20 protein-coding genes and 1 riboswitch are annotated in these 24,918 nt (G+C 64.5%); of the genes, 10 read left to right on the forward strand and 10 right to left on the reverse strand.

The genetic code is table 11. The features are described 5' to 3' along the window. Nucleotide 1: 1 nt before the first annotated feature. Entirely contained in the window at nucleotides 2-1,774 is a 1,773-nt protein-coding gene (locus tag AC5Y5C_RS06255) for a hypothetical protein (protein ID WP_499970088.1), read from the reverse strand. Nucleotides 1,775-1,879: 105 nt separating this feature from the next. Here AC5Y5C_RS06255 and AC5Y5C_RS06260 point away from each other — a divergent pair, with 105 nt between their 5' ends. Next, a complete protein-coding gene (locus tag AC5Y5C_RS06260) occupies nucleotides 1,880-2,824 on the forward strand; it encodes an NAD-dependent epimerase/dehydratase family protein (protein WP_499970091.1) in 945 nt (314 codons plus the stop codon). Here the strand turns inward: AC5Y5C_RS06260 and AC5Y5C_RS06265 are convergent. Then, nucleotides 2,768-3,136: a DUF2304 domain-containing protein gene (locus AC5Y5C_RS06265; RefSeq protein ID WP_499970093.1), complete on the reverse strand. Its 369-nt coding sequence runs from the start codon at nucleotides 3,134-3,136 to the stop codon at nucleotides 2,768-2,770. The two genes, AC5Y5C_RS06260 and AC5Y5C_RS06265, sit on opposite strands and share 57 nt — an antisense overlap. Then, a complete protein-coding gene (ppgS, locus tag AC5Y5C_RS06270) occupies nucleotides 3,133-3,843 on the reverse strand; it encodes a polyprenyl-phospho-N-acetylgalactosaminyl synthase PpgS (protein ID WP_499970095.1) in 711 nt (236 codons plus the stop codon). The genes AC5Y5C_RS06265 and ppgS overlap by 4 nt, the downstream gene beginning before the upstream one ends. 110 nt (nucleotides 3,844-3,953) lie before the next feature. On the opposite strand from ppgS, the gene AC5Y5C_RS06275 reads away from it, so the two are divergent. Beyond that, nucleotides 3,954-5,339: a WS/DGAT/MGAT family O-acyltransferase gene (locus tag AC5Y5C_RS06275; protein WP_499970098.1), complete on the forward strand. Its 1,386-nt coding sequence runs from the start codon at nucleotides 3,954-3,956 to the stop codon at nucleotides 5,337-5,339. A 16-nt stretch (nucleotides 5,340-5,355) separates the two neighbouring features. On the opposite strand, the gene AC5Y5C_RS06280 is transcribed toward AC5Y5C_RS06275, so the two are convergent. The 4 genes from AC5Y5C_RS06280 to AC5Y5C_RS06295 form a co-directional block, all read right to left on the reverse strand. Next, nucleotides 5,356-6,687 (reverse strand): polysaccharide biosynthesis protein, encoded by a 1,332-nt coding sequence (locus tag AC5Y5C_RS06280; RefSeq protein ID WP_499970100.1) that lies wholly within the window; start codon nucleotides 6,685-6,687, stop codon nucleotides 5,356-5,358. Further along, on the reverse strand, nucleotides 6,645-8,009 hold the full coding sequence (locus AC5Y5C_RS06285) for a M1 family metallopeptidase (protein WP_499970102.1): 1,365 nt from the start codon (nucleotides 8,007-8,009) through the stop codon (nucleotides 6,645-6,647). The genes AC5Y5C_RS06280 and AC5Y5C_RS06285 overlap by 43 nt, the downstream gene beginning before the upstream one ends. Beyond that, a complete protein-coding gene (locus AC5Y5C_RS06290) occupies nucleotides 8,006-12,010 on the reverse strand; it encodes a Pls/PosA family non-ribosomal peptide synthetase (RefSeq protein ID WP_499970105.1) in 4,005 nt (1,334 codons plus the stop codon). The genes AC5Y5C_RS06285 and AC5Y5C_RS06290 overlap by 4 nt, the downstream gene beginning before the upstream one ends. Nucleotides 12,011-12,189: 179 nt before the next feature. Beyond that, the gene (locus AC5Y5C_RS06295; RefSeq protein WP_499970108.1) at nucleotides 12,190-13,170 is read right to left on the reverse strand and encodes a TerC family protein; all 981 of its coding nucleotides are present in this window, start codon (nucleotides 13,168-13,170) and stop codon (nucleotides 12,190-12,192) included. Nucleotides 13,171-13,427: 257 nt separating this feature from the next. After that, a riboswitch (SAM riboswitch) is annotated at nucleotides 13,428-13,572 on the forward strand. A gap of 32 nt (nucleotides 13,573-13,604) precedes the next feature. Here AC5Y5C_RS06295 and AC5Y5C_RS06300 point away from each other — a divergent pair. The 4 genes from AC5Y5C_RS06300 (at nucleotide 13,605) to AC5Y5C_RS06315 (ending at nucleotide 18,032) form a co-directional block, all read left to right on the forward strand. Then, on the forward strand, nucleotides 13,605-14,915 hold the full coding sequence (locus AC5Y5C_RS06300; RefSeq protein ID WP_499970110.1) for an aminotransferase class V-fold PLP-dependent enzyme: 1,311 nt from the start codon (nucleotides 13,605-13,607) through the stop codon (nucleotides 14,913-14,915). Nucleotides 14,916-14,997: 82 nt separating this feature from the next. After that, on the forward strand, nucleotides 14,998-16,587 hold the full coding sequence (locus tag AC5Y5C_RS06305) for a flavin-containing monooxygenase (protein WP_499970113.1): 1,590 nt from the start codon (nucleotides 14,998-15,000) through the stop codon (nucleotides 16,585-16,587). Continuing rightward, the gene (locus tag AC5Y5C_RS06310; protein ID WP_499970115.1) at nucleotides 16,584-17,543 is read left to right on the forward strand and encodes an SDR family NAD(P)-dependent oxidoreductase; all 960 of its coding nucleotides are present in this window, start codon (nucleotides 16,584-16,586) and stop codon (nucleotides 17,541-17,543) included. The genes AC5Y5C_RS06305 and AC5Y5C_RS06310 overlap by 4 nt, the downstream gene beginning before the upstream one ends. Nucleotides 17,544-17,612: 69 nt before the next feature. Continuing rightward, nucleotides 17,613-18,032, forward strand: coding sequence for a hypothetical protein (locus AC5Y5C_RS06315; RefSeq protein WP_499970117.1), 420 nt, complete (start codon nucleotides 17,613-17,615; stop codon nucleotides 18,030-18,032). Nucleotides 18,033-18,053: 21 nt separating this feature from the next. Here the strand turns inward: AC5Y5C_RS06315 and AC5Y5C_RS06320 are convergent, their stop codons facing one another. Then, on the reverse strand, nucleotides 18,054-18,575 hold the full coding sequence (locus tag AC5Y5C_RS06320) for a 2-oxo-4-hydroxy-4-carboxy-5-ureidoimidazoline decarboxylase (RefSeq protein WP_499970119.1): 522 nt from the start codon (nucleotides 18,573-18,575) through the stop codon (nucleotides 18,054-18,056). 114 nt (nucleotides 18,576-18,689) lie between these two features. Between AC5Y5C_RS06320 and AC5Y5C_RS06325 the strand changes: the two genes are divergently transcribed. Then, nucleotides 18,690-19,376: an MmpS family transport accessory protein gene (locus AC5Y5C_RS06325; RefSeq protein WP_499970123.1), complete on the forward strand. Its 687-nt coding sequence runs from the start codon at nucleotides 18,690-18,692 to the stop codon at nucleotides 19,374-19,376. Here AC5Y5C_RS06325 and AC5Y5C_RS06330 read toward each other — a convergent pair. Beyond that, nucleotides 19,373-19,861, reverse strand: a complete 489-nt coding sequence (locus AC5Y5C_RS06330) for an inorganic diphosphatase (RefSeq protein ID WP_499970127.1) — start codon at nucleotides 19,859-19,861, stop codon at nucleotides 19,373-19,375. The two genes, AC5Y5C_RS06325 and AC5Y5C_RS06330, sit on opposite strands and share 4 nt — an antisense overlap. 92 nt (nucleotides 19,862-19,953) lie before the next feature. On the opposite strand from AC5Y5C_RS06330, the gene dacB reads away from it, so the two are divergent. From dacB to tilS, 3 genes are all read left to right on the forward strand, one after another. After that, entirely contained in the window at nucleotides 19,954-21,351 is a 1,398-nt protein-coding gene (gene dacB / locus AC5Y5C_RS06335) for a D-alanyl-D-alanine carboxypeptidase/D-alanyl-D-alanine endopeptidase (RefSeq protein WP_499970129.1), read from the forward strand. 68 nt (nucleotides 21,352-21,419) lie between these two features. Continuing rightward, nucleotides 21,420-22,421 (forward strand): zinc-dependent metalloprotease, encoded by a 1,002-nt coding sequence (locus tag AC5Y5C_RS06340; protein ID WP_499970646.1) that lies wholly within the window; start codon nucleotides 21,420-21,422, stop codon nucleotides 22,419-22,421. After that, nucleotides 22,400-23,353, forward strand: coding sequence for a tRNA lysidine(34) synthetase TilS (tilS, locus tag AC5Y5C_RS06345; protein WP_499970131.1), 954 nt, complete (start codon nucleotides 22,400-22,402; stop codon nucleotides 23,351-23,353). Before AC5Y5C_RS06340 ends, tilS begins: the two co-directional genes overlap by 22 nt. Before the next feature lie 9 nt (nucleotides 23,354-23,362). Here the strand turns inward: tilS and AC5Y5C_RS06350 are convergent, their stop codons facing one another. Next, a complete protein-coding gene (locus tag AC5Y5C_RS06350; protein ID WP_499970134.1) occupies nucleotides 23,363-24,859 on the reverse strand; it encodes a flavin-containing monooxygenase in 1,497 nt (498 codons plus the stop codon). Nucleotides 24,860-24,918 lie beyond the last annotated feature (59 nt).

Raw genomic sequence — 24,918 nt, forward strand, 5'->3', positions numbered from 1 at the left:
TCTACCGGGGCGCGAGCGCTCCCACCGGTCCGACGGCGACGCACAGTGATAATGACTGGGTAATCGGTTGCAGGATAAGCGAATTACCTGAACCTGGGAGCCTGATGAATACCCGATTGAGCCCGGGGCGAACCGGAACTTTGACCCTGGGCCCATTGGTGAACGATGCCCAGACCGCGCCCTCGGTATTGGCCAGGTAGTTCAGTTCGACGATCCAGTCCGCGGGAAGCAGCGGTCCGGTCAGGGGCATGGTCTGCGTGGACTGCACCAGGTACCCGCATCCCGGGACTGGCCCCTCGGTGAGGGCACGCACCCACGTCACCTGGGCGTCCAGCAGGTGGCCGTAGCGGTCGAGCATCCGCAACTGCGTTGTGGTGGAACCGATCTCTGGCCGGGGTTGGACCAGCGCGAACATATGGCTCAGTAGGTTCTCCGGCCGTACCACATTCTGCAGCACCAGCGGGTCGACTTCCTGATCAAGGACCGCGGGCCCATCTGCGACCGCAGCCAAGGACTCCCTCACAGTGGCGAGGTAGGGCGTAGCGGGGTTGTTGCGCCAGGTGCGCAGATAGCTGACCGTCGAGACCAGGCTGCTTGCCACGAATAATGCCAACGCACACGCGACCAGCGCGGTGCGTCGACGAGAACTGTCCAGGCACCCGCTGCCCGGACAGTTCGGGGCGGTGAGCCCCACCGCGGCCAGCAGCGTTGCGACCACCACCAGATCCGGCAGATACCGCAAGGTCTGCGCGAGCAGCAGTGCTGTGAACGCCGATGAGCGCATCAGGTAAATCGGCACTTCACTGGCCGCCAGATAACCCAGCAGCGTCAGCCACACCGGTGCGAGCCGCTGCTTACGACAACACGTCAGCACGACCGTCGCGCCCAGCGCGAACGCTCCCAGCCAGATCACGAATGGCGACGGCTCGGCCCACGGGGAGCTGGGCACCCAGCGGTCCCAGTGCCACGGCCCACCCACCAACCCGGGGAGCACCCCATGCGTGAACGAGCGTTGTAGCAGTGACCACGTCATCGACAGATCGGTGCTCCATCGTTTCTGGTCGACCACCACCAGGTACAGCGCAATCCACGCCGCGGTGAGTACCCCGGCCGGAATCCAGAGCGTCGCGCCCCGTCGCCATGTCCGTGGCAGCGCCGACCATCCGTCGCCACGCAGATAGGCCAACAGTGTCACCACCGCGAATGCCACGAACGGAATGACCACAGACTTCTCGAAGAACAGCAGCCCGCCGAGGAACGCGCCCATCGCCGTCGCGGCGAACCTGTGGTTTCCGGTGCGATCCAGCAGCACCGTATCGGCCACGAACCAACACATCGCGGCCAGCAACGGCAGGGAATTCAGCGCGGCGGCCCACCAGGTGAAGCCGGGTATTGCGAGCGGCGTGAAGAGCGCGAACGTGAGCGGAACAAGCAGCGCCGGCCGCCAACCCAAAATCACCCACAGCGCCCGCAGCAGTGCCAGGGACGCCAACGTTTGCAGAATCATCAGGCTCAGCGCGGGCCAGAACCAATTCAATGGTGCGAGCTTGGTGATGATGCCCGCCAGCAAGAAGGCCGCGGGCATGACGTGCCCATCGTGGTCATCGAACAGATACGACGGAGAGAACAAGCCCTGCGTGCCGGCGCGGCCGACCAGGATCAGATCATCCCAATAGAAGTCGCCCCCGAAGGCCAGTACACCGCGAACCACGAGGTGCACCACGATGAGGGCCGCTGCGGCAATGGCAACGCGGTTGGTTCTGGCGAAAGGCATCAGGGCCCGAGACTAGCGATGAACGCTTGCGCGAAGAACATCAGGCACGGTCGGTAGGGTGGGGCCGAATGCCGTGAGCTATGCGAACAAAGAGGGAGTCGCCACGTGCGGGCAATGGTTACCGGAGCCGCAGGATTTATCGGATCGACGCTGGTCGACCGGCTTTTGGCGGACGGACATGAGGTAACGGGACTGGATAACCTGGCTACCGGCAAGGTGACGAATCTGGAGGCTGCCGAGGCGCATTCTGCCTTCACGTTCGTCAAGGACGACATCGTCGAGGCGGATCTGGACGCCGTCGTCGCCGAGTTCTCACCCGAGGTGATCTTCCATCTGGCCGCGCAGATCGACGTGCGTCACTCGGTGGCCGACCCGCAGTTCGATTCTTCCGTCAATGTCGTAGGTACGGTGCGGTTGGCCGAGGCCGCGCGCAAAGCGGGCGTCCGCAAGATCGTGCACACCTCTTCGGGCGGATCGATCTACGGCACTCCGGAGCAGATCCCCACCAGCGAGTCTGTGCCTACCGATCCGCATTCGCCGTATGCGGCGGGAAAAGTGGCCGGCGAAATCTATCTCAACACCTTCCGGCATCTGTACGGGCTGGAGTGCTCGCATATCGCACCGGCCAATGTGTATGGGCCACGGCAGGATCCGCACGGTGAGGCGGGCGTGGTCGCCATTTTTGCGCAGGCGCTGCTGTCGGGGCGCCCCACCAAGGTGTTCGGTGATGGCAGCAATACCCGTGACTACGTGTTCGTCGACGATGTGGTGGAGGCCTTCGTGCGCGCCTCCGGCCCGGACGGCGGCGGACAACGTTTCAATGTCGGTACCGGTGTGGAAACCAGTGATCGGCAACTGCATTCGCTGGTGGCCGCAGCCGCCGGCGCACCGGACGGCCCGGAGTTCCATCCGCCGCGATTGGGTGACCTGCGTCAGTCCTGCCTGGACGTCGGCCTGGCCAAGCGTGTGCTGGGGTGGGAGCCGAAGGTGCCGTTAACGGACGGAATCGGCCGGACTGTCGATTTCTTCCGGCGGCTCGGCACCGCGTAGCGCGATGGCTCGCGCGAGCCGCGAGTAGCGCAGCTCCAAATCCTTGAAACGCAGGTAGGTGCTGAGCGTGGTGAATGCGAACGCGATGATCAGCGCGTAGAGCATGAGGTCGGTACCTCGGCCCAGGCCGAGCCAATGCGCCAGTGTGGTGGTGTCATTGGGCCGCAGGATGGCGTAGATGCCCGCGACCACGAACACGACGAACCCGAGCTTCACCCATGCCTTGGCCTGCGCGGTGCTGCGCGAACGTAGCAAGTACACCAGCAGCAGCAGGACCGCGACGATCAGCAGCGGCTGTATCCAGGTGATCACGGTAACCTCCGGCGGAACGCGGTGTCGAACATGATGTTGACCCCGTTGATCAGTGACTGGCCCTTGGCCATCGAGTACTCGGTGTACAGAATGTCGACGGGTTGTTCTGCTACCCGCCAACGATTTTCGTCGATCATTGCGATGAATTCGCTGGCGTGGCCCATGCCGTTCATCGTGATGTTGAGGCCGGTGGCGACGGTTCGGTTGAACACACGCAGCCCGTTGTGGGCGTCGGTCAGGTTCAGTCGGCGGGTACGGGGACTCAACAGCACAACGGTTTTCAGCACGATGCGCTTGATCAGGGGAACATGACCGGGAGCGGACCCGGCACCGAAACGGGTGCCGACGATGATGTCGAGTGGTTCGAGTCGCAGCCTGTCCACCATGGCCACCACGTCCTTGACCTGATGTTGGCCGTCAGCGTCGAATGTGACGAAGATCTGGGCACCGGGCTGCGCGCGCGCATATTCGACACCGGTTTGTATCGCCGCGCCCTGACCCAGATTGACGGGGTGCCGGACTACGTGCGCCCCGGCGCCGTGCGCCAACGCGGCGGTGCGGTCCTTGCTGCCGTCGTCTACACAGACGATATTGGGGAACGTGCCGAGCGCCGCGGCGATGACGTCGGCGATGACTGGCCCCTCGTTGTAGGCGGGGATGACCAGCCAGGTATCAGCATTGGCGCTGTTGCTCCCGGGGATGCTCACTGGGATCAAGGTAGCACCGGCGGTCTGTCGGCGGGCGTCGGCTCTGTCCGACCCCGACGAGTCCTGCCATTCCGGCAGAAGGGAAGGTCGGCGGCACTAATGTTTCGGCCATGCAGCGGCTGTCTGGGGTAGATGCGGCGTTCTGGCACGCCGAAACGGCGGGTTGGCATATGCACATCGGGGGACTGTCCATCTACGACCCCACCGATGCGCCCGACTACAGCTTTGAGCGGGTTCGCAGCCTTATCGTCGAGAGACTTCCGTCCATGCCGCAACTGCGTTGGCGAGTCACCGACGTGCCGCTGGGCTTGGATCGGCCGTGGTTCGTCGAAGACGAGGAACTAGATCCCGACTTTCATATTCGTCGCATCGGTGTTCCCGCGCCCGGCGGTCGTAAGGAGCTGGAGGAGCTGGCAGGCCGGCTGATGTCGTACAAGCTCGACCGATCCCGACCGCTTTGGGAGCTGTGGGTTATCGAGGGTGTCGAGGGCGGGCGCGTTGCCACGCTGACCAAGATGCATCACGCCATCGTCGATGGTGTTTCGGGTGCGGGTCTGGGCGAGATCCTGTTCGATATCGCTCCGGAGCCGCGGCCCGCGCCGGACGACACTGTCGGTTCGTTGGTGGGGCTCGGACTGCCCAGTCGTGAGCGCATCCTGTTGAGTGCGTTGGTCAACCTGGGCGTTAAAACGCCCTATCGGGTCGTTCGGCTGGTGCAGCAGACGGTTCGCCAGCAGCTGGCGGTCTTCGGCATGGAACGGAAGCCACCCGGATACTTCGAGGCTCCGCACACTCGTTTCAATGCGCCGGTGTCGCCGCACCGGCGCATCTCCGGGGCGCGCCTCGAGCTGGCGCGCGTGAAGGCACTCAAAGACGCGTTTGGGGTCAAAGTCAACGACGTGGTGCTGGCCATCGTTGCCGGCGCCGTCCGGGACTATTTGGCCAAGCGCGACGAGCTGCCGGATAAACCGCTGATCGTGCAGATCCCGGTATCGGTGCGCACCGAGGAGACCGACGGTGAGGTCGGCAATCAGATCAGTTCCATGACCGTATCGCTGGCGACGGATATCGACGATCCGGCCGCGCGGATCAGGGCGATTTACGAGGGAACGCAGGGCGCCAAGGAAATGGCGCGCGCGATGTCGGCGCATCAGATCATGGGGTTGACGGATACGACGCCGCCGGGGCTGTTGCAATTGGCGGCGCGGGCGTACACCGCCAGTGGGCTGTCCCGGAACCTGGCCCCGATCAATTTGGTGTTGTCGAACGTCCCGGGTCCGTCATTTCCGCTCTATATGGCCGGTGCCCAGTTGGAGTCGATGATCCCGCTTGGTCCGCCCGTTATGGACGTGGCCCTCAATATCACGTGCTTTTCCTATATGGAGCACATGGACTTCGGGTTCGTCACCACACCGGAGGTCGCCGCGGATATCGACGAAATGGCCGACGGTCTCGAAGCGGCGCTGAGGGAATTGGAGCACGCTGCAGGGTTCTGAGCGTATCGGGCGCCACTCAACCGATGATGTCCTGGGGAGCCTGCGGGTCCCGCCAGAAGGCAAGCGCGGCCACATGCACGACGATGCCGACGACGGGCCCGCCTATCAACGCGATAACCGTCCGCTCCTCCAAGCCGAGCGGCAACAGCAGTAAGAGTGCCGAGACCACTGTGGCCCCAACCCATCCCACCGAATAGGCCAGGTGCCGGGCATGTGCCACGGTGGCCGCCCCGGTGAGCGTCAGCAAGGCGATCATCACCGCACCGGCGGTCAACCAGCCCAGGAGTGGACCGCCCGCCTGATATGCCGGATCGAACACCGTCCGCAGCAACCAGGGGCCAATGGTCGTAGCGAGCACGATGCCTACCGTCCCGACACCGGTGATGATGGCGGCGGGGGTGATGAGCGCGCTCAGGCGCCGATCCCGCTCATCCACGAAATGGGCTATGAGGTTGCCCTGCAGCGCTGTCAGCGGCACCAGTAGCGGCGCACGGGTCAGTGTGACGGCCAGGATCACGACGCCGCCGGTGGTGCCCAGATCGCCTGTCGTTGACTGCAACAGCACCGGAAAACCCATCACCAGAACCGCACTGGCCGCGGCCGCGGCGATCGAATGCCGCGCGCCGCGCAGGAATTCCATGGTGTCGACGAGCGCGGGTACCGTGAGCGCCTCGCGGGTCGGTTTCGAGACCACGGTGAGTAGTAACCAGGACATCGATCCGGCCACCGTCGCCCACAGATACCCGACAAGCCCGATGGTGGCCACGAAGGTGACAACTGCCACCACCAAACGGATTCCCGCATCTGTCACCATGAGCACGCCGTATTGGGTCCACCTGCCCGACCCGGCCAGGGCCCCCAGGGTGGTCGCGTGCATACAGAACCCGGCGAGCCCACCGGCAAGCAAGGCCACGCTGAGCCAACGAAACTCGGTGAACACCTGCGATGCCCACAGTGGTGCGGTGCCGACGATGCCGACGGCGGAAGCGATGGCGAACGCGACGGCGATCCTGATCGGAAGGGTGGTGGACAGGGGGGAGCGCTCACGCTGTGCCAGCGATAGTCGCACTTCGCGAGTGGTCTCCTGCAGTAACCCATTGGCCGCGCCGGTCACCAGACCGAATGCACCCCAGAAGACTCCGAATACCGAGAACAAGGCGGGGCCCAGCTCGCGGGCCGCCAGGTACAGCACGGTGTAGCCGCAGATCGCGCTGATGGCTGTGGCCACACCGATTCGTGCGAAGCTGGAGCGGACCGATGAGCCGCTCGGGTGGAGAGGCTCAAACTCGGTGGGGCCGGCGTCGGTCACTTCCGGTCCAGGGGCGGCAGCTGCTTCTCGTAGAGCCATCCGGTCCATAGCGGCCGCAGCGATTCGTCGGAGTAGCCGGCGGCCAGGCCGGTGAAGTCGTCGGTGATGACGGTGCTGTGTCGGTACCGAGTGGTCCAATCCTGCAGTAGCGCAAAAAACTTGGTGTCACCGAGCCGCAACCGCAAGGCGTGCAACGTCAATGCGCCGCGCTTGTACACGCGATCGTCGAACATCAGTTGTGGGCCTGGGTCGGCCAGGATCAAGTCTTGGGGGAGGTCCTTGAGTTTTTGGTGGTAGTGGCGTGCGCGGGCATCGGCCGACGGTCCACCGGACTCTTCGGACCACAGCCACTCGGCGTAACAGGCGAACCCTTCGTGGAGCCAGATGTCGCGCCAGCGGCGTGCAGTGACGCTGTTGCCGAACCACTGGTGCGCCAGCTCATGTGCAACGAGTCGCTCAGAGTGCCGCTGCCCATCGCAATGGTTGGCCCCGAACACCGAAATGCCTTGTGCCTCCAGCGGGATATCGAGTTCGTCATCGGTGACTACCACGGTGTACCCGGCGGCGAACGGGTACGGGCCAAACTGTTTGATGAACAGCTTCATCATCTGTGGCTGCCTGCCGAAGTCGTGAGTGAACCGGTCATACAGCCGGGAGGGGAGCGCGGCGTTCATCGAGATCGGGTTCTTGGCGAGCTTGACGGTCTGGTAGTCCCCGATCTGCAGCGTAGCCAGGTAGGGCGCCATCGGCTCGGGCTGCTCGTAGGTCCAGGTAGTGTGTGCGGCCCGGACTCTCCGGGATACCAACTCTCCGTTGGAGACAACGCAGTACGGGCTGTCGCTGCTGATGACAAACCGATAGCTCGCCTTGGAGCTGGGGTGATCGTCGCACGGGAACCAGGACGCCGCGCCGTTCGGCTGTCCGGCCACCAGCGCGCCATTGGACAGCTCCTCGAACCCGACGTCTCCCCACATGCTGTTGATAGGTCGTGGTGATCCGCCGTACCGGATAGCGATGGTCATGGCTGCTCCCGCGGGGATGGCGGTGGCCAGCTTGACGGTGATCTTTCCGCCGCGATGCCCGAAATGTGTTGGACGCCTGCCATTCACGGTCACCTTCGAGACACCGAGAGTATCGGCGAGGTCGAGGGTGAACTCCTTGAGAGTGGCGAGGGTGACGGCGGTGATCATCGCGGTACCGGTCAGCCGGTTGATGGCCACTTTGTATTCCAGGTCCAGCTCATAGCGCGACACCCGATACCCGTAGTTGCCGTTCTGTGGCAGATAGGGATCGATGATCGGAGGCCGTGGGGGAAGCCTTTTGGCTAGTTTCCTTCCTGGCTTCTTATCAGGTTTGGTCATGCCGCCCCGGAATTCTTATTTGGGGAAACCTTGCCGCCCTTGGGCTTTTTCGGCGCCATCGGATCCAGCTTGCCCCATGGAGAAATGGGGTTGCCCTGCCACCTGGTTGACGGAGGTACGACGTCACCACGGACAACCAGGGAGGCGGGGCCGACCGTAGCGCCGGCCCCCAGTTCGGCGGCGGGGAGCGCGACACAATGTGGTCCGAGGGTGGCACCCTCACCGAGGGTCACGGTGTCCATGCGCATGATCCGGTCGTGGAACAGGTGTGTTTGCACCACGCAGCCACGGTTCACGGTCGCGCCCGTGCCCAGGGTCACCAGATCGGCCTCGGGTAGCCAATACGTCTCGCACCACACTCCGCGGCCGATCTTCGCGCCCAGACCCCGCAGCCACCAGTTCTGCATCGCCGTTCCCGATGCGGCGCGTGCGAACCACACGGCGGCAACGGTTTCCACGAAGGTATCGGCGACCTCATTGCGCCAGACGAACGAGGACCAGAGCGGCTTCTCCACGGCCTTGGTGCGCCCGACCACCACCCACTTGGCCACGACGCTCACCACGCCGGCCACGGCGCCGGCGATCAGTAGCACCACGCCACTGAGTGCGCCGGCCGCCCAGAAATTGGACCGAATGGCGATCGTCTGCAAAGCCAGAAGTACCCCGACCCCGATCCCGAACGTGACGATTATCGGGATGATGCGGCATGTCTCCACGATCCCCCGCATGACCTTGAGCCGGAATGGGGGCTCGAATGTCAGCGCGGAATCGGCGCCATCAGCCTTGCGCCGAAGGCGCTTCGGTGGGCTACCGATCCACGACGAACCCGACTTGGCCTTGTGCGGAGTCGCCGAGAGGACGGCGACCAGCGCGTCATTGGGCACCTTGCGGCCCGGCTGGGTAATCCCCGAGTTCCCCAGGAATGCGCGCTTGCCTATTCGGGCCTTGGCAATGTGAATCCAACCGCCGCCCAACTCATAGGACGCAACCATGGTGTCGTCGGCAAGGAATGCGCCGTCGTCGACCTCGGTGAACTTCGGTATCAGCAGTGCTGTCGAAATCTCGGTGTCTTTACCGATTTTCGCGCCCAGGATGCGCAGCCACCATGGAGTCAGTTGGCTGGCGTAGATGGGGAACAAATAGTTACGGGCGGCATCCATCAGGCGTTCTGTGGCCCACAGCTGCCATCCCTGTCGGCTACGGACGGGGTGATACCCCTCGTGCACACCGATCGACATTAGCCGCACCAGTACCACGGTGATGGTGGCGTACACGATCACGCTGACCAGTGCCGCGCCGGGTGTCCACATGAGCGCGGGCACCACGGCTTCACAAACCGTCGCCGTGTTCCTGATGCCAAAGGCCACCACGCCGAGTCCCGCCGCCAGTGCGAACAAGGGCAGTCCGCCCAGCAGGATCGATGTCACCCCGTAGATCGGCACCCATTGCCCAGCTCGGGGCGGACGGTAATCCGGCCACGGATGCCGGGCCTTGCCAGACTTCACGGCCGGTGAGCCCTTCCAGTACTGGCCGTTCTTGACTTTGCCGATAACGCCGGAAGCCGGTGCGACATCTGCGTTCTTGCCGATGACCGCTCCCGGTAACAGGGTGGTGCGGGCCCCGACGGTGGCGTCGTCGCCGACGACGATGGGGCCGAGATGGAACTTGTCGCCGTCAACCCAATGCCCGGACAGATCGACTTCGGGTTCGATGGAACTGCGGTCGCCGAGCTCGAGCCAGCCCGTTACCGGCGGCGAGGAATGCAGGTCGACACCGTTACCTACACGTGCACCCAACGCCCTGGCGTAATACACCATCCATGGTGCGCCGGAAAGGTTCTCGGCGCCGCTGGCAGTGGCGAGCCGGTCGGCGATCCACACTCGGAGGTGCACACTTCCGCCACGTTCGTATATCCCGGGTTTGACCCCGGACAGCAGTAGCCGCGCGCCGATGACGGTGATGCTCATGCGGCCCAGTGGTGTGATGAAGAGGACGAAGGCCGCCAGCAATACCCACCAGTTGACCGTGACCAGCCATGGCACATTGCTGAATATTGCGAACACGTTGTTGGCCAGAGCGAGCCAGGTAGCCCATTGCAGGCCCGTGAGGGTGGTCAACGGAACTGTCGCCACCAACTGCGCCAGCTCGGCCAGCCGCGGTACCGGCTTCACGATCCGGGGTTCGACCTCGATAGGAGGCGCCAGCTCGTCCAGATAGGTGGCCAGCGATCCGAGCCGTGGCTGGTCGTACAGGTTCGCGACGGTCACCTGCGGGTAGCGCTGCCGCAATGCCGCGACCAGCTGCGCGGCGGAGAGTGATCCGCCGCCGAGAGCGAAGAAGTCGGCCTCGGGCCCGTCGACCGCGGCCGCCAGGATGTCGCGCCACAATCCGGCGAGCCAGCCCATGGTGCCGCCCAGTTCAGTGGCATCCTCGTCGGCATTCGTTCCAGGTGGCGGCCACGGCAGTGCGTTGCGATCGACCTTTCCCGATGTGCGCGTGGGCAGTTCGTCAAGCTTGACTAATCGCGGCACCAGCGCGGCCGGTAGCGACTCGGCCAGGCTCGCACGGGCCGCGGCGATGTCGAAGTTGGGGTCGGCACTGGCGATGTAGCCGACCAGTAACGGGGTGCCGCTGGCGGTCTTGCGCACCGCGGCCGCACCCCCACTCACACCGGGCAGGTTGACCAGCGCCGCATCCACCTCGCCGAGTTCGATGCGCCGGCCGCCGACCTTCACCTGGTCGTCGGCGCGGCCCTGGAAGTACAACCCGTCGGGTTCCAGGCGCACCAGGTCACCGCTGCGGTAGGCCCGTGACCATCCCAAAGTATTTAAAGGAGCGTACTTTTCGGCGTCCTTTTCGGGATCGAGGTACTTGGCCAGCCCGACGCCGCCGATGACCAGTTCGCCGATCTCGCCGTAACCGACCTGGTTGCCCTGCGCATCCACGACTGCCAGATCCCAACCCGGAAGGGGCAACCCGATGCTGACGGGGCTGATCCCGTCGAGTCGTGCCGCGCATGCGACCACGGTCGCCTCGGTGGGTCCGTAGGTATTCCACACCTCGCGGGCGGCACCGTCTTCCCCGGTGGCGAGCCGTTCGGCCAGATCCGGCGGGCAGGCCTCGCCGCCGAAAATCAGGAGCCGCACCGCCTCCAGCGCTTCCGCCGGCCACAATGCGGCCAGGGTGGGCACCGTCGACACCACGGTGACATCGCGAGATACCAGCCACGGCCCCAGATCCATGCCGCTGCGCACCAGGGATCGCGGCGCGGGTACCAGACACGCACCGTAGCGCCACGCGAGCCACATCTCTTCGCACGAGGCGTCGAAGGCCACAGAGAGTCCGGCGAGCACTCGGTCATCTGGACCAATCGGATTGTCCTGCAAGAACATCTGTGCTTCGGCGTCGACAAAGGCGGCCGCGTTGCGATGCGTCACCGCCACGCCCTTAGGAGTGCCGGTGGAACCCGAGGTGAAGATGATCCAGGCGTCGTCGCGTGGTGTGGGTTTGGTGGCGCGCCAGCCACGCGAGGAACCGGGTCCACGAACCAGGCCGCCGGGGGTGATCACGGCGGCCACCTGCGCCTCGCCGAATACCAGCGCCGCGCGTTCCTCGGGATCGTCGGCGTCGACGGGAACGTACGCGGCTCCCGCGGCCAGGGTCGCCAGGATCGCCACATAAAGCGAGTAGCTGCCCGAGGGCATCCGGATGCCGACGCGATCACCGCGCCCGATTCCCCGGGTGCCAAGCCACTCGACACTCGCCTCGACGTCGACGATGAGCTCGGAGTACGTGAGCTGGATGGTGCCGTCGTCGATGGCGGGCGCGTCGGGGTGCTCCGCGGCGGTGGAGTAGAGGATGTCTATCAGGGTCCGGGCCGGAGGGGCTGACCTGCCGAGCAGGTACTGCGGGGGCACCGGGTGGGCCGGGGTGTCATGAGCGGCGGGCTGGGGGGCCTCTTCGCGCGCGCGGCTCATGGGTGACTCGTCGGGGCCGGTCACGCTGCTCCTCGTTAGTTCCGCGTCGGTTTTGTGAGCCTGGAGGGGTACCGCAGCGAGCCTATCGGTCCGGGTGCGGCTGAGCTCGTCGCCGCGCGGAAGTGGTCCGCTGGGCACGGTCACCCCATGGCCGCCAAGTTTGCCACGGCGGTCCGCCAGCCGATTCCTTCGGGCGTGGAGCCCTAGCCCTCTTTCGCCGTCCGCCTGGTCTTGTACAGGCTGGCGACGGTGGTGATGAGCAGCGTCACGACGATCACCGCAAGACTTGCCAACGTGGGGATCTCGGGCACATGCACCGGCTCGCCGCCGTTGATGAAGGGAAGCTCGTTCTCGTGCAGCGCATGCAGGATCAGCTTGACGCCGATGAAGAACAGGATGAACGCCAGCCCCTGCGACAGGTACACCAGTCGCTTGAGCATGTCGCCGAGCAGGAAGTACAGCTGGCGCAGACCCATGAGGGCGAACACGTTGGCGGTGAACACCAGGTAGGGCTCTTTGGTGAGCCCGTAGATCGCGGGGATCGAGTCGAGCGCGAAGAGAAGATCGGTGGTGCCCAGGGCGACGATCACCAGGAACATCGGCGTGATGAGTCTGGCGCCGTTCGCACTGTTATCCCGGACCCACAGGCGCAGGCCGTCCCACGTGTCGGTCGTCCGCAGGTGCTTGCGGGCGAACTGCACCACGGCGTTGTCGGCGTCGTCGTCATGCTCGGTGTCGCGCGCCAGGTTGACGGCGGTGTACACCAGGAACGCGCCGAACAGATAGAAGATCCAGGAGAACTGGTTGATGGCCACCGCGCCCAGGGCAATGAAGATGCCGCGGAAGATCAGCGCCAGGATGATGCCGATCAACAGCGCCTCTTGCTGATAAACCCGGGGCACTTTGAAGCTGGCCATGATGATCAGGAAAATGAACAGATTGTCCACCGAGAGGCTGTATTCGGTGAGCCAGCCCGCGAAGAACTCCAGCCCGAACTGGCTGCCGTGGAAGAACCACACCCAGAGGCCGAATGCCACCGCGAGCCCTATGTAGACGCTGAGGGCGGTGGCAGTTTCGCGGACGGAGGGTTCATGGGGCCGCCTGCCGATCACCACGACGTCGACCAACAAGATCGCGACCGTGACGGCCAGCGTGATGATCCATTCGAGCTGGGATACCTGCATGAAATAACCTCCGGTCGCCAAAACGCCGGAGGTCTCTTCCGCCGGCAGGTGACCGGCCTGCGGCACCGACCGGTCCGACAATGGCCGATGTGATGACGACACCGCAGCGAAGGAATACTCCCCTCCGCTAGTCAGTCTGCCCTATGGCGCGGGGATCGGAAAATCGAGCTGGATTCACGAGCTGACACGGCGGGATTTGAAATCACCCTGCGTAATGCGCTTGACGGTGGCTGCGAACGGCGAGCAGACTGCGCACAGGTCATGAGTACCAGCGATAAGCCCTGGCTAGCTGGTCGGCAACCCTCCTCCATGCCGTTTGTCTTCACGCAGGCGGCTCATCCACGGCGGGGTGCTCCAGGTGACGACCTGGCCGCGCTCAACCGGGCGCGGCAAGCGTGGACTCGCCGGGCGGGTCCGGTGAGATGGGATGTCACATGTCAGTATCCAAACCTTCAGCATCCGAACCTTCTGGGTCCGAGCAACCGGCTGCGCGTGTTGTGGGAGCCGATATCAAAGTTCCACTGGCCCAAGGTGGCTGGATCCGTTACGCCAATTTTGACTATGCCGCCAGTGCGCCCGCACTCTGCGACGTCGCGGACCGCGTCACCGAACTGCTGCCCTACTACGCCAGTGTGCATCGTGGCGCCGGATACGCCTCACGCGTGTGCACGACTCTCTACGAGGGCGCCCGTGAGACGGTGGGACGCTTCGTCGGGGCCGCCGCCGACCACCACGTGATCTTTACCCGTAACACCACCGACTCGTTGAATCTGCTCGCCTCGGCGGTGCCGGGTGAGGTGGTGGTTCTCGATATCGAGCACCACGCAAACCTGTTGACCTGGCAGCGATATGACGCCCGGGTGGTAAGGCATCGAGCGACCGTTGCAGACACCGTCATCGCCTTGGCCGACGAGCTCGCCCGGCGGCCCGCCGCACTGCTGGCCGTCACCGGCGCTTCGAATGTCACCGGCGAGGTGCTGCCGTTGGCCGAACTCGCGGCCGTCGCACACCGGTACGGAGCGAGGATCGCCGTCGACGGGGCGCAGCTGGTTCCGCACCGCCGAATCGACCTGGTGGCAACCGGAATCGACTACCTCGCGTTCTCCGGGCACAAGCTGTATGCGCCGTTTGGTGCCGGAGTCCTTGTGGGGCACAGTGACTGGCTCGACACCGCGAGGCCTTATCTTGCGGGTGGCGGGGCGGTTCACAATGTTGGTATCGACAGGGCCGAGTGGCTCGTGGGACCGCAGCGGCATGAGGCGGGCACGCCCAATGTGGTCGGCGTCGCCGCCGTGGCGGCTGCGTGCGAGGCGTTGGCCGCGCTGGGGGATATAGGCCACGTCGAGGATGCGCTCACCGCCCAACTTCGGGACGGGCTCGCCGCGATCGAAGGTGTTGACACCCTGCGCATTTGGAACAGTGGCCGTGACGTACTGGGCATTGTTTCCTTCACTGTCGCCGGATACGCACCGTCGGTCGCCGCGGCCTATCTGTCGGCCGAACACGGAATCGGGCTGCGGGACGGCAGATTCTGCGCGCATCCGCTGCTGGCCAGGCTGGGCAGGCCAGGGGGCGCGTTGCGCGCAAGTATCGGGCTGGGCACCACCGCGAGTGACATCACGCGCCTCGTCGATGCCATCGGTGAGCTCGTCCACCATGGGCCGGCGCTGACCTATACCGAGCGTGACGGGCAAGTCGGGCCGGTTGACGACAAAAGGCCGCTCCCGGATTTCCTGGTGGTCTAGGCGCCGACACAGTATTCGTTACTTGTAATACGTGATACTTTCAGTTCGACACATCACAGGGTCGGACTGACAAGGACGTCGAATGACTAGTACACGTGTGCGGGGTAGTGAGATCAACGGTCGGGAACGGGCTGTTCCCGACCATGAGGTCGTGATCATCGGGGCGGGCTTCGGTGGCATTGGTGCGGGTATTGAGCTGACCAAAAGGGGTGTCCACGACTTCGTCATCCTGGAGAAGTGGGGCGCTGCCGGAGGCACCTGGCATGCCAACAAGTACCCGGGGGTTGCCGTGGACATCCCCACCTTTATCTACAGCTTTTCTTACGACCAGAAGACCACCTGGTCCAAGTTCTTCACGCCCGGTGACGAGCTTGAGGGATACGCCAACGAACTCGTGGACAAGCATGAACTGCGCCGCAAGATCCGGTTCAACGCCCGCGTGGTGCGCCAGGAATTTGATGAGGCGCATAACATGTGGGCTCTTACTCTGGATGACGACAGCGTCATCACGGCTCGGCACGTGATCGCCGCGACGGGTGGCCTCGAGCAACCCAAGCTGCCCGAGATAGACGGTATCGACTCCTATCGGGGGGTACTGATGCACACCGCGTTGTGGGATAAGGATATTCAGCTGGCCGGAAAACGAGTGGCGGTCATCGGCACCGGCGCCACCTCACTGCAGCTGGTTCCGGAGATCGCCCCCGAGGTCGGCCATCTCACCGTCTTTCAGCGCACCCCCATCTATGTGGGGCCCAAGCCCGACCTGAAGTACAACGCGTTCTGGCGGGCCCTGTTCGGGTTCCCGGGTGTCGCCAAGGGCATTCGGCACGCCATCAACCTCAGTACCGCATACATCCCGGACGCCGTCTTCAAGCTCGACTCCAAATACGTCGAATCCGCCTCGATGGCCCTGGCGAACCGGATGCGCGGCTGGATGCGTACTCAGGTCGATGATCCGGTTACCCGAGAGAAGCTGCTGCCGTACTACGGTTTTGGCTGTAAGCGCCCTTCGTTCTCCAATACCTACCTCAAGACGTTCAACCGTCCCAACGTCGCCCTGGTGACCGAACCCATTCAACGGATCACCGAGAAGGGCCTGCTGACCGCGGATGGGGTCGAACACGAAGTGGATGTGTTGATCTGCGCCACCGGTTTCGCGATCTGGGACCACATGCCGGCCTTCCCGACCGCCGGTCGGCGCGGCAAGGATCTGAAGCAGTTCTTCCAGGAGAACCGTTATCAGGCATATCAGGGCGTTTCGGTGCCGGATTACCCCAACTTCTTCCTCGTCCTCGGACCCTACGGATACGTCTTTGGGCCCTATCACATGCTGATCGAGTCGACCACCGCGCACGCGGCCCGGGTGATAGCGGAGACGAAGAAGCGTGGTGCCACCACCGCCGAGGTCAAGCAGGATGTGCACCAGGCTTACTTCGACAAGATGCACGCGCGCAATGAGAATCACCTGTGGCTCTCGCCGGCATGCTCGACGGCCAATACGTACTACATCGACAACCATGGTGATTCACCCTTCCGCCCAGGCGGTTTCGGTGAAATGTACTTTCACAACAAGTACTTCCGGCTGGACAACTACCGGTACGGCACCGAGACGGTGGCGCCGGTGGTGAAGGCGGCGCCGAGGCGCAAGCGCAACAAGGAGGTTGTGGGATGAGACTGCTGCCGGGGCGCAAACCAGAACTTGTCGTCGTAACCGGAGCCGGAAGCGGCATCGGGCGAGCCATCGCTATCCAATTCGCCCGGGGCGGGGCGGAGGTGGTGGCCTCCGATGTGGATCTGACGACAGCCCAGGAAACGGCCGCGATCATCCACCGAAAGGGCCATCGCGCGGTGGCTTTTCAGCTCGATGTCACCGATCCGGCGGCCTGGGAGCGGTTCGCTGATCAGGTGCGGGCCGAATACGGTGTCCCCGATGTTCTGGTGAACAACGCGGGCATCATGGTCGGCGGGCGCTTCTTCGATCTTGAGCAGGAGCACTGGGAAAAACAGTTCCGGGTCAACGTATTCGGTGTCGCCTATGGCGGACGAGTCTTTGGCAAGCAGATGGCCGAACGTGGCCGTGGCGGTCAGATCGTCAATATCGCCTCGGCGGGGGCCATCACCCCGACGCCGATCTTCCCCGCCTATTCGGCCTCCAAGGCGGCGGTGAAGATGCTGAGCGAGTGTATGCGGATGGAATTGGGCCCCAAGGGAATCGGCGTATCCGCGGTGTGCCCCGGCTTCATCAACACCAACATCGGGGTAAACGCCACCGTCGCCGGCCTGGACCTTCGCGATGATGTGCGCGAGCGCGCGAACAACGCGATGAGGGCCTTCCAGTCCTCTGCCCCGATGCGGGTACTGGACCAGCTGATCGGTCCCCCACAGGTCGCGCGGGCCACGGTCCGCGCGGCGCGCTACAACTTTGCGGTGGCTCCGGTGCGTCCCGAAGCGTGGCTGGGCTACTTCTTGAGCAGGCTCCTGCCCGGTCTCAATCGACATTTCATGTATCCGATTCCGTACTGGCTCGGATTGGATATCGACACGCTCATGCCCAAGGTGCAACATGTCATCGACAACCTGACCGAACGCACCTCGTCGGCGCCGCTCACCGAGCAGCCGGCGGTGTGATCGGGGCCTATCGGCTCACCCGGAATTCAACGATGGCCATGCCTGGACCTCGTCGGTACCGTGGCGGCTGTGGCGACACAACATCAGACGTTTCGGGTTTTCACCGACGATGCTGCAGGCTGGCGTGAACTGACCAACGGAACGGGTGTCACCGCACGCGTCAATGCCCCCGATCTCAAACAGGCACAGCGGGCCCGGCACTCTCTGCGCACCGCGCGCAAGGACGCACCCGCGGTCATCCTGGATGTCTACGTGCACGTCGAGGCCGACTCGCGATCGGCGCGTAAACATTTCGCCAGCCTGAGAGTGCCGTCGGCGGTCTCGTATGCGGGCACGCCGGAAGGGCTGGCCGGTTTGATAGCCGATATCTACCTGGCCGGTGTCGCTGACGGGGTCACTCTGATTCCGGCGTCGCCCACCATGGACATCAGCTGTGCCGCACGCCGCGTATTGGCGCTGCTGCCCCAGCGGATACCGCTGGCGGCCTAAGCGAGCCCGTAGGCGCGGCGCTCACCAGTTGTCGTAACCACCCTCGGGGCCGAGCATGCGCTCCAGCCGGGTGCGATTGATCTTCGCGAGCTCGTTGCGCGTCACCTTGCGCTCGGTATCGACGTCGTGGTGCATGCGATCAGAGATCGCGCGCAGCACCGAGGAACCATCCTGTCCGCACATGTGCATGACGAAGCGATGACCGAAGTGGTGCTCGTATCGATGCGCGGCGGCCCGCAGCGCTGCCATCATCCCCGGCGTCTCATCGCGGATGGCGCATTGCTCGGCATGGGATCGTGCACTTCCCGGCCGTTTTCCCAGCGCCGGATAGGCGATCAGCACCTCGTCCAGCGACTCCTCGGACAGCGCGAACAACTCATTGTCGGCGAATCGGAACAGGGCATCATGATTGGCGAACGGCCGCCCCGCGGCGATCTTCCGTGCCCAGGTCACGCTGCCACCGCACTCGTACAGCGCGTGGACCGCTTTGGTGTCGGGCATCTGGTTGAACGTGTCGCGGCCGATGCCCTGATGCATCAACATAGGACCATGATTCGACGGGGCGCTGCTGTTCGCTAGAGGGGGACCGTGCATTTTGCAGGAGCTTAACGCGACGTAACATTGCACCGAGTAAGACTGGGGAGGGAGTGGGGGACAGTGACGGATCCAGCCTGGCAGCAGTACCCGCAGGAGCCGTGGCCGCCCGGCGAGCCGATTCCCTATCCCGAGGATCCGAAGCCCCCGAAATGGCCATGGATAGTCGCCGGCGTCAGTGTTCTGGCGGTGCTGGCGATAGCCCTGACGGCGATCGTGGTCATTACCCGCCGAACCGAGGTGGCAGCTCAGACGACGGTCACCGTCACTCCGTCGACGACGTGGACGGGGCCCAACGATGTCCCGTTGCCGTCGATAACGACGACCGAGCCGCCGCCGCCATCACCACCCCCGCCGAACCCCAGCACCGGTGTCGAGACCACGCCAACGACCACCGAGGCGCCTCCGGTGCCCACCACGACCGAGGCGCCCACGCCGGTGCCCACGACGGGTCAGGGTCCCGGGGGTTCCGGGAACGGCGGCAAGAGCGTCACCTACAGCGTGGGTGGTCAGGGCGGCGGGGTCAATGTCGCCTATATGACGGACAACGACTATGTGCGTGTGTCGAATATTTCGCAGCCGTGGGCGGTCTCGGTGACGGTTACACGTCGGGACGTTCCGCTGACCATGAATGTCACCATGGTCGGCGAGGGCACCATCAGCTGTTCCATCACCGTCGACGGAGTGACCGTCGCCCAAAGCAGCACTGACGTGTTCGCCGTCGTATGCCAGGCGCCTATGCCGGGCTAGTGCCCCTGGGTTTTGAGGCGCTCGAACGACGCCACGACCTCGGCCTCGGCCTCGGTGCGGCCCACCCAGTCGGCAGCCTTGACGAACTTGCCGGGTTCCAGGTCCTTGTAGTGCACGAAGAAGTGCTTGATGGCGTCCAGGTCGAAGCTCGACACATCGCCGATTTCCTGGATGTGATCCCAGCGTGGGTCGCCCGCGGGCACACACAGCACCTTGTCGTCACCGCCGCCGTCGTCGACCATCTTGAACATGCCGACGGGCCGAGCCTCGACGATCACACCGGGGAAGACGGACTCGGGTAGCAGTACCAGGGCGTCCAGCGGGTCGCCGTCCTCGCCGAGGGTGTTCTCGATGAAGCCGTAGTCGGTGGGGTAGGCCATCGGGGTGTAGAGGTAGCGGTCCAGGCGCACGCGGCCGGTCTCGTGATCGACCTCATACTTGTTGCGCTGTCCCTTGGGGATCTCGATGGTGACGTCGAACTCCACACCCGCTCCTTGAATGTCGGTGGTACTCAGTCGGTCGGTCTTCGCGCAAGCGCTCGTCCAGCGCGCACCAGGATAGCGATACCCTGCAGAGCATGGTCACCGCCAGGGCACTTGATCCGCGTCGCTGGCGGCGCTCTACCCACGTTCTGCTCGCTGTCGCCGTCGTGCTGGCGATTGCCGCGCTGGTTCTCGTGGCGTCGCTGACCACCGGAGCTTCTACTTCCCGCCCGTCGCAGAACGCCGACCCAGAACCGACGCTTGTCACCCCGAAACCGGGCCTCGTCCCGGTTTCGGATTCGGCACCGGTGCCGACGGCAGATGGTTTGGCAGAAGCGCTGGACAAGGCGCTGGCCGATCCGGCGCTGGCCATGTTCACCGGCCGGGTGACCGACGCACTGACCGGCCGCGAGCTGTGGCAGCAGGGCTCCACGGTGCCGATGGTGCCCGCGTCCACCAACAAGGTGCTGACCGCAGCGGCCGCGCTGCTCACCCTTGATCGGGCCGCCAAACTCACCACCTCGGTAGTGGCGGATACCGCCGGACAGCGGGGATTGGTGACCTTGGTCGGCGGTGGCGATCCGATTCTCAGTGCTGCGCCGGCCGATGCCGACACCTGGTACCGCGATGCCGCGCGCATCAGTGATCTGGCCGAGCAGGTCCGTAAGTCGGGGGTCAGTGTCACGTCGATCACGGTCGATATCAGCCGGTTCGGTGGACCGTCCATGGCGCCCGGATGGGATCCGGCCGATATCGACGGCGGCGACGTCGCGCCCATCCAGGCCGTGATGCTCGACGCGGGCCGTACGCAGCCGACTGACTACGACTCGCGTCGTTCCACCACCCCCGCACTCGACGCGGGCCGTGCACTCGCCACGGCGCTCGGGGTCGACCCGGACGTGGTGCGGTTGGATGCGGCGCCGCCGACGGCGAAATCCATTGCCTCCGTTCAGTCGGCACCGCTGATGGAGCGGCTGCGGGAGATGATGAATGCCTCCGACAACGTCATGGCCGAAACCATTGGCCGCGAAGTGGCGCTGGCCTCGGGCCGGTCGCAGACCTTCTCCGGAACCGTCGATGCGGTCACCAGCCAATTACGCAGCGCGGGAATCGACCTCACCGGTCTGACACTGCGTGATTCCAGTGGGTTGTCGGTGGACGACAGGGTCACCGCACGAACCCTCAACGAGGTCATCGGAGCCGCCGCCGGCCCCGACCAGCCGAAGCTGCGTCCCCTCCTAGATGTGCTGCCTATCGCGGGTGGCAGTGGCACGCTGTCCGAACGCTTTGTCATCCAAAATCAAACCGCGGCAGGATGGTTGCGCGCCAAGACGGGCTCGCTCACGGGTGTGAACACCTTGGCGGGTGTGGTCACCGATGTCAGCGGGCGCGTGCTGACCTTTACGCTGATGCAGAATCAGGCGACCGCACCCACCGCGCGCAATGCGGTGGATAACACCGCAGCGGTATTGCGGTCATGCGGATGTAGCTGATGGCCGTGCCGGATCGCGTCGCGAAGGGCGGAGCCGGAACCGAGCGCCCCGAGTTGACGGTTGGCCGCATGGTCAACTGGGAGTTCGCCGCGACGGTGGGCGCCAAGCTGGCCCGGCCCGCGCCGCCCACCACCGAATACACCCGTCAGCAGGCCATCGACGAGCTGTCGGATGCCGCGCTGCGTGCGGAAGCCCCGGTGCGTGAGCTCACGGGCCTGGCGGATGGTCTAGTGGTACCGGAGGCGCGGATTATCGATCGCCCCCGTTGGATCGCGGCCGCAGCCGAATCCATGCGCGTGATGGCCGGCGGTGACGGCGGATCCGCGGGGTTTCTGTCGGGCCGTGTCACCGGGGCGCAAACCGGCGCGGTACTGGCATTTGTCTCGTCGGGCATTCTCGGGCAGTACGACCCGTTCACCGCGGACGGTGCGGGTGCATTGCTGCTGGTGTACCCGAACGTCATCGCCGTGGAACGCCAACTTCGGGTGCTGCCAAGCGATTTTCGGATGTGGGTGTGTCTGCACGAGGTGACGCATCGCGTGCAGTTCTCGGCCAACCCGTGGTTGGCGGACTACATGTCGGGCACCTTGGCAACGCTCGCGCATGAGCAAGAGGAGGATGTGGCGGCCATGCTCGGTAGGCTGGCCGCGTTTGCCCGCTCGCCGAAGGGGCAGGGCGAGAACGGGATTGTCGATCTGCTGCGTGCCATGCAATCCGAAAGTGGCAGGGATGCACTGGATCGTCTGCTGGTACTGGGCACACTGCTCGAAGGGCACGCCGACCACGTCATGGATGCAGTGGGTCCGGCCGTTGTCCCTTCGGTGTCAACCATCAGGTCTCGCTTCGAGGCGCGGCGTGCACGCAAACAGCCACCGCTGCAGCGGATCATCCGTGCCCTCATCGGCATGGATGCCAAGATGCGTCAGTACACCCGCGGTAAGAAATTCGTCGACCACGTGGTGGGAACGGTGGGAATGGAACGCTTCAACACGATCTGGCAAGACGCCGAGACACTGCCCAAGCCCGCCGAGATCGAGAACCCGGACCAATGGATCGCCCGAGTACTCTAGCGCTGCGCCGGGCCGTCAAATCATTTGGTGCTCAGCACCTTCCGGATGCGAGGAAAGTGGCGGTGGCAGTTTCAGGCGGAGCGGATTCGCTGGCGCTTGCCGCGGCCGCGGTCGCGCAGGGTTGGGCGGTGAGCGCGCTCATCGTCGATCATGGGCTGCAGCACGATTCCGCCGAGGTCGCGCGCAGGGCACGGAACCAGGCGTTGGCACTGGGATGTCATGAAGCCTTAGTCCTTTCGGCGATCGTCGACGGCGCGGGCGGTCTCGAGGCCGCAGCGCGCGATGCGCGGTACGCCGCGTTGCGCGAGGCCCGGGATGGCTTACCCGTGCTGCTCGCCCATACTCTCGACGACCAAGCCGAGACGGTGCTACTGGGGCTCGGGCGAGGATCCGGCGGGCGTTCCATCGCCGGAATGCGCCCCTGGGATGATCCCTGGGGGCGCCCTCTTCTGGACATCCGCCGAACCGAGACGCGGGCCACGTGTGTCGAATTAGGCCTCACTCCTTGGGAAGACCCGCACAATGTCGACTCCCGCTTCGTCCGGGTGCGGCTGCGCCACGAGGTGCTGCCGCTGCTGGAGCAGGTTCTTGGTGGCGGTGTCGCCGAGGCGCTCGCCCGAACCGCGGCGTCATTACGGGACGACGGGGATGCGCTCGACGAACAGGCACGGGCAGCCTTTCCCGGCGCGGGGTCCCTGGCGATCTCGGGTCTGCGCGACCTGATGCCCGCTGTGCGGCGACGGGTGATCAGACTCTGGCTATTGGCGGGCGGCGCACAGGATTTGAATGACAGCCAGCTTCGTGCGGTGGATTCGCTGATCGTGCAGTGGCGTGGGCAAGGAGGGGTTGCGGTGGGCGCGGACCTGCCATACCAGCGCCTGGTGGCGTCCAGATCAGGTGGCCATCTGGTGCTGTCGATCCGTGATGTCTAGCGTGCCGGTCTAGGTGATTGCGAAATCCTCGCGGATCGGCGAGGTGAGTGTGCGACGGTAGTCCACTGGGGGCCAGGGCCACAGCTCCGGTACTCCGTCGGCCCCTAGATACCAACTGTCGCATCCGGTGGACCACACCGTGTTGGGCATCGCCCGGCGCACGTCGGCGTTGAAGGTCTGCGCGGCGTGCGCCGTGGGCGCCACCGATCGAACTCGGCCGGAACGGATCTCGTCGATCCAATGCATCGCGAATTTCACCTGTGTTTCGGCGATCGAGATCAGTGAGTTGTTCCCGATCGGGCTGTTCGGACCGATCAGGAGGAAGAAGTTCGGAAATCCGGCGAGGCCTACGGCCCGGTATGCACGCGGTCCATCGCTCCACACCTCGCTGAGCTTGATCCCGTCGCGCCCGATCACCTCCATGGGGCGTAAGTACGAGTGCGCGTCAAAACCTGTGGCACACACCAAGATATCGAGTTCATGCACAACTCCGTCCTTGGTGATGACGCCCTGCGGGACGATGCGTTCAATCCCCTCGGTGAACACCGAGACATTGGGGCGTTGCACCGCCTTGAAGAACGGCACCGACATCACCAATCGTCGGCATAGCGGCTCGTAATCGGGATGCAGCTTTTCGCGCAGCGCCGGATCGCGGATGAGTAGCCGATGCGATGCCCGCACGAATCCTTGGATGAGCCGGCGCCGGATTCCGGGATTGACCACCGATCCGCCGACGCCGCGTTCAAAATAGAAGCGCCACAGGCGATAGGAGAATCTGTTGAGAATCGGCACGCGGGACCATATCGACTTCGACATCGCCGAATAGGTGAAGTTGGGGACCGGTGCGACCCATTGTGCCGAGCGCTGGAACACCGCGAGGCTCTGCACCTCTTCGGCGAGCGCGCTGATGATCTGGACTCCGGAGGATCCGGTACCGATAAGCCCCACCCGCTTCCCGGCGTACGGCACAGAGTGATCCCATCGCGCCGAGTGAAAACACGGACCCGCGAAGGTGCTCAGCCCGTCGATATCAGGGAGGCGTGGTAGGTGAAGCACCCCGGTAGCACTCACCACGACGTCGGCGGTGTCGCGACTCCCATCGGAAAGCCCCAGTTCCCAGTGGGAATGGCCGGGCCCATCGACCCATTCGGCCCGGCTGACGGCGGCGCCAAAACGGATGTTCCGTCGCAAACCCTGCTCGTCGGCGAATCTGACGAAATACTGGTGGATCTCTGGGCCAGGCGAGAAACCCTTACTCCAAGCGGGATTCGGGGCGAAGGAGTACGAGTAGTAGCGCGACGGTACATCGCACTGCAGACCCGGGTAGGTGTTGTCCCGCCAGGTTCCGCCGACCTCATCGGCCTTCTCGTAGACGGTGAAGTTGGTGATACCCCGGTGCCGGAGGGTGGAAGCCATGCACAGCCCGGACATGCCGGCCCCTATCACCACCACGCGGATATCGCGGGACGGCGGCTTTTCGCTTGCCCCGTAAGCGTCATTGCTCACGTTTCCATAGTGGCCTATTTCGTAAACAAAGTCACTAGCCAATGTCACCGGGTTGGAGA

Source organism: Mycobacterium sp. NGS15, from assembly GCF_059813245.1.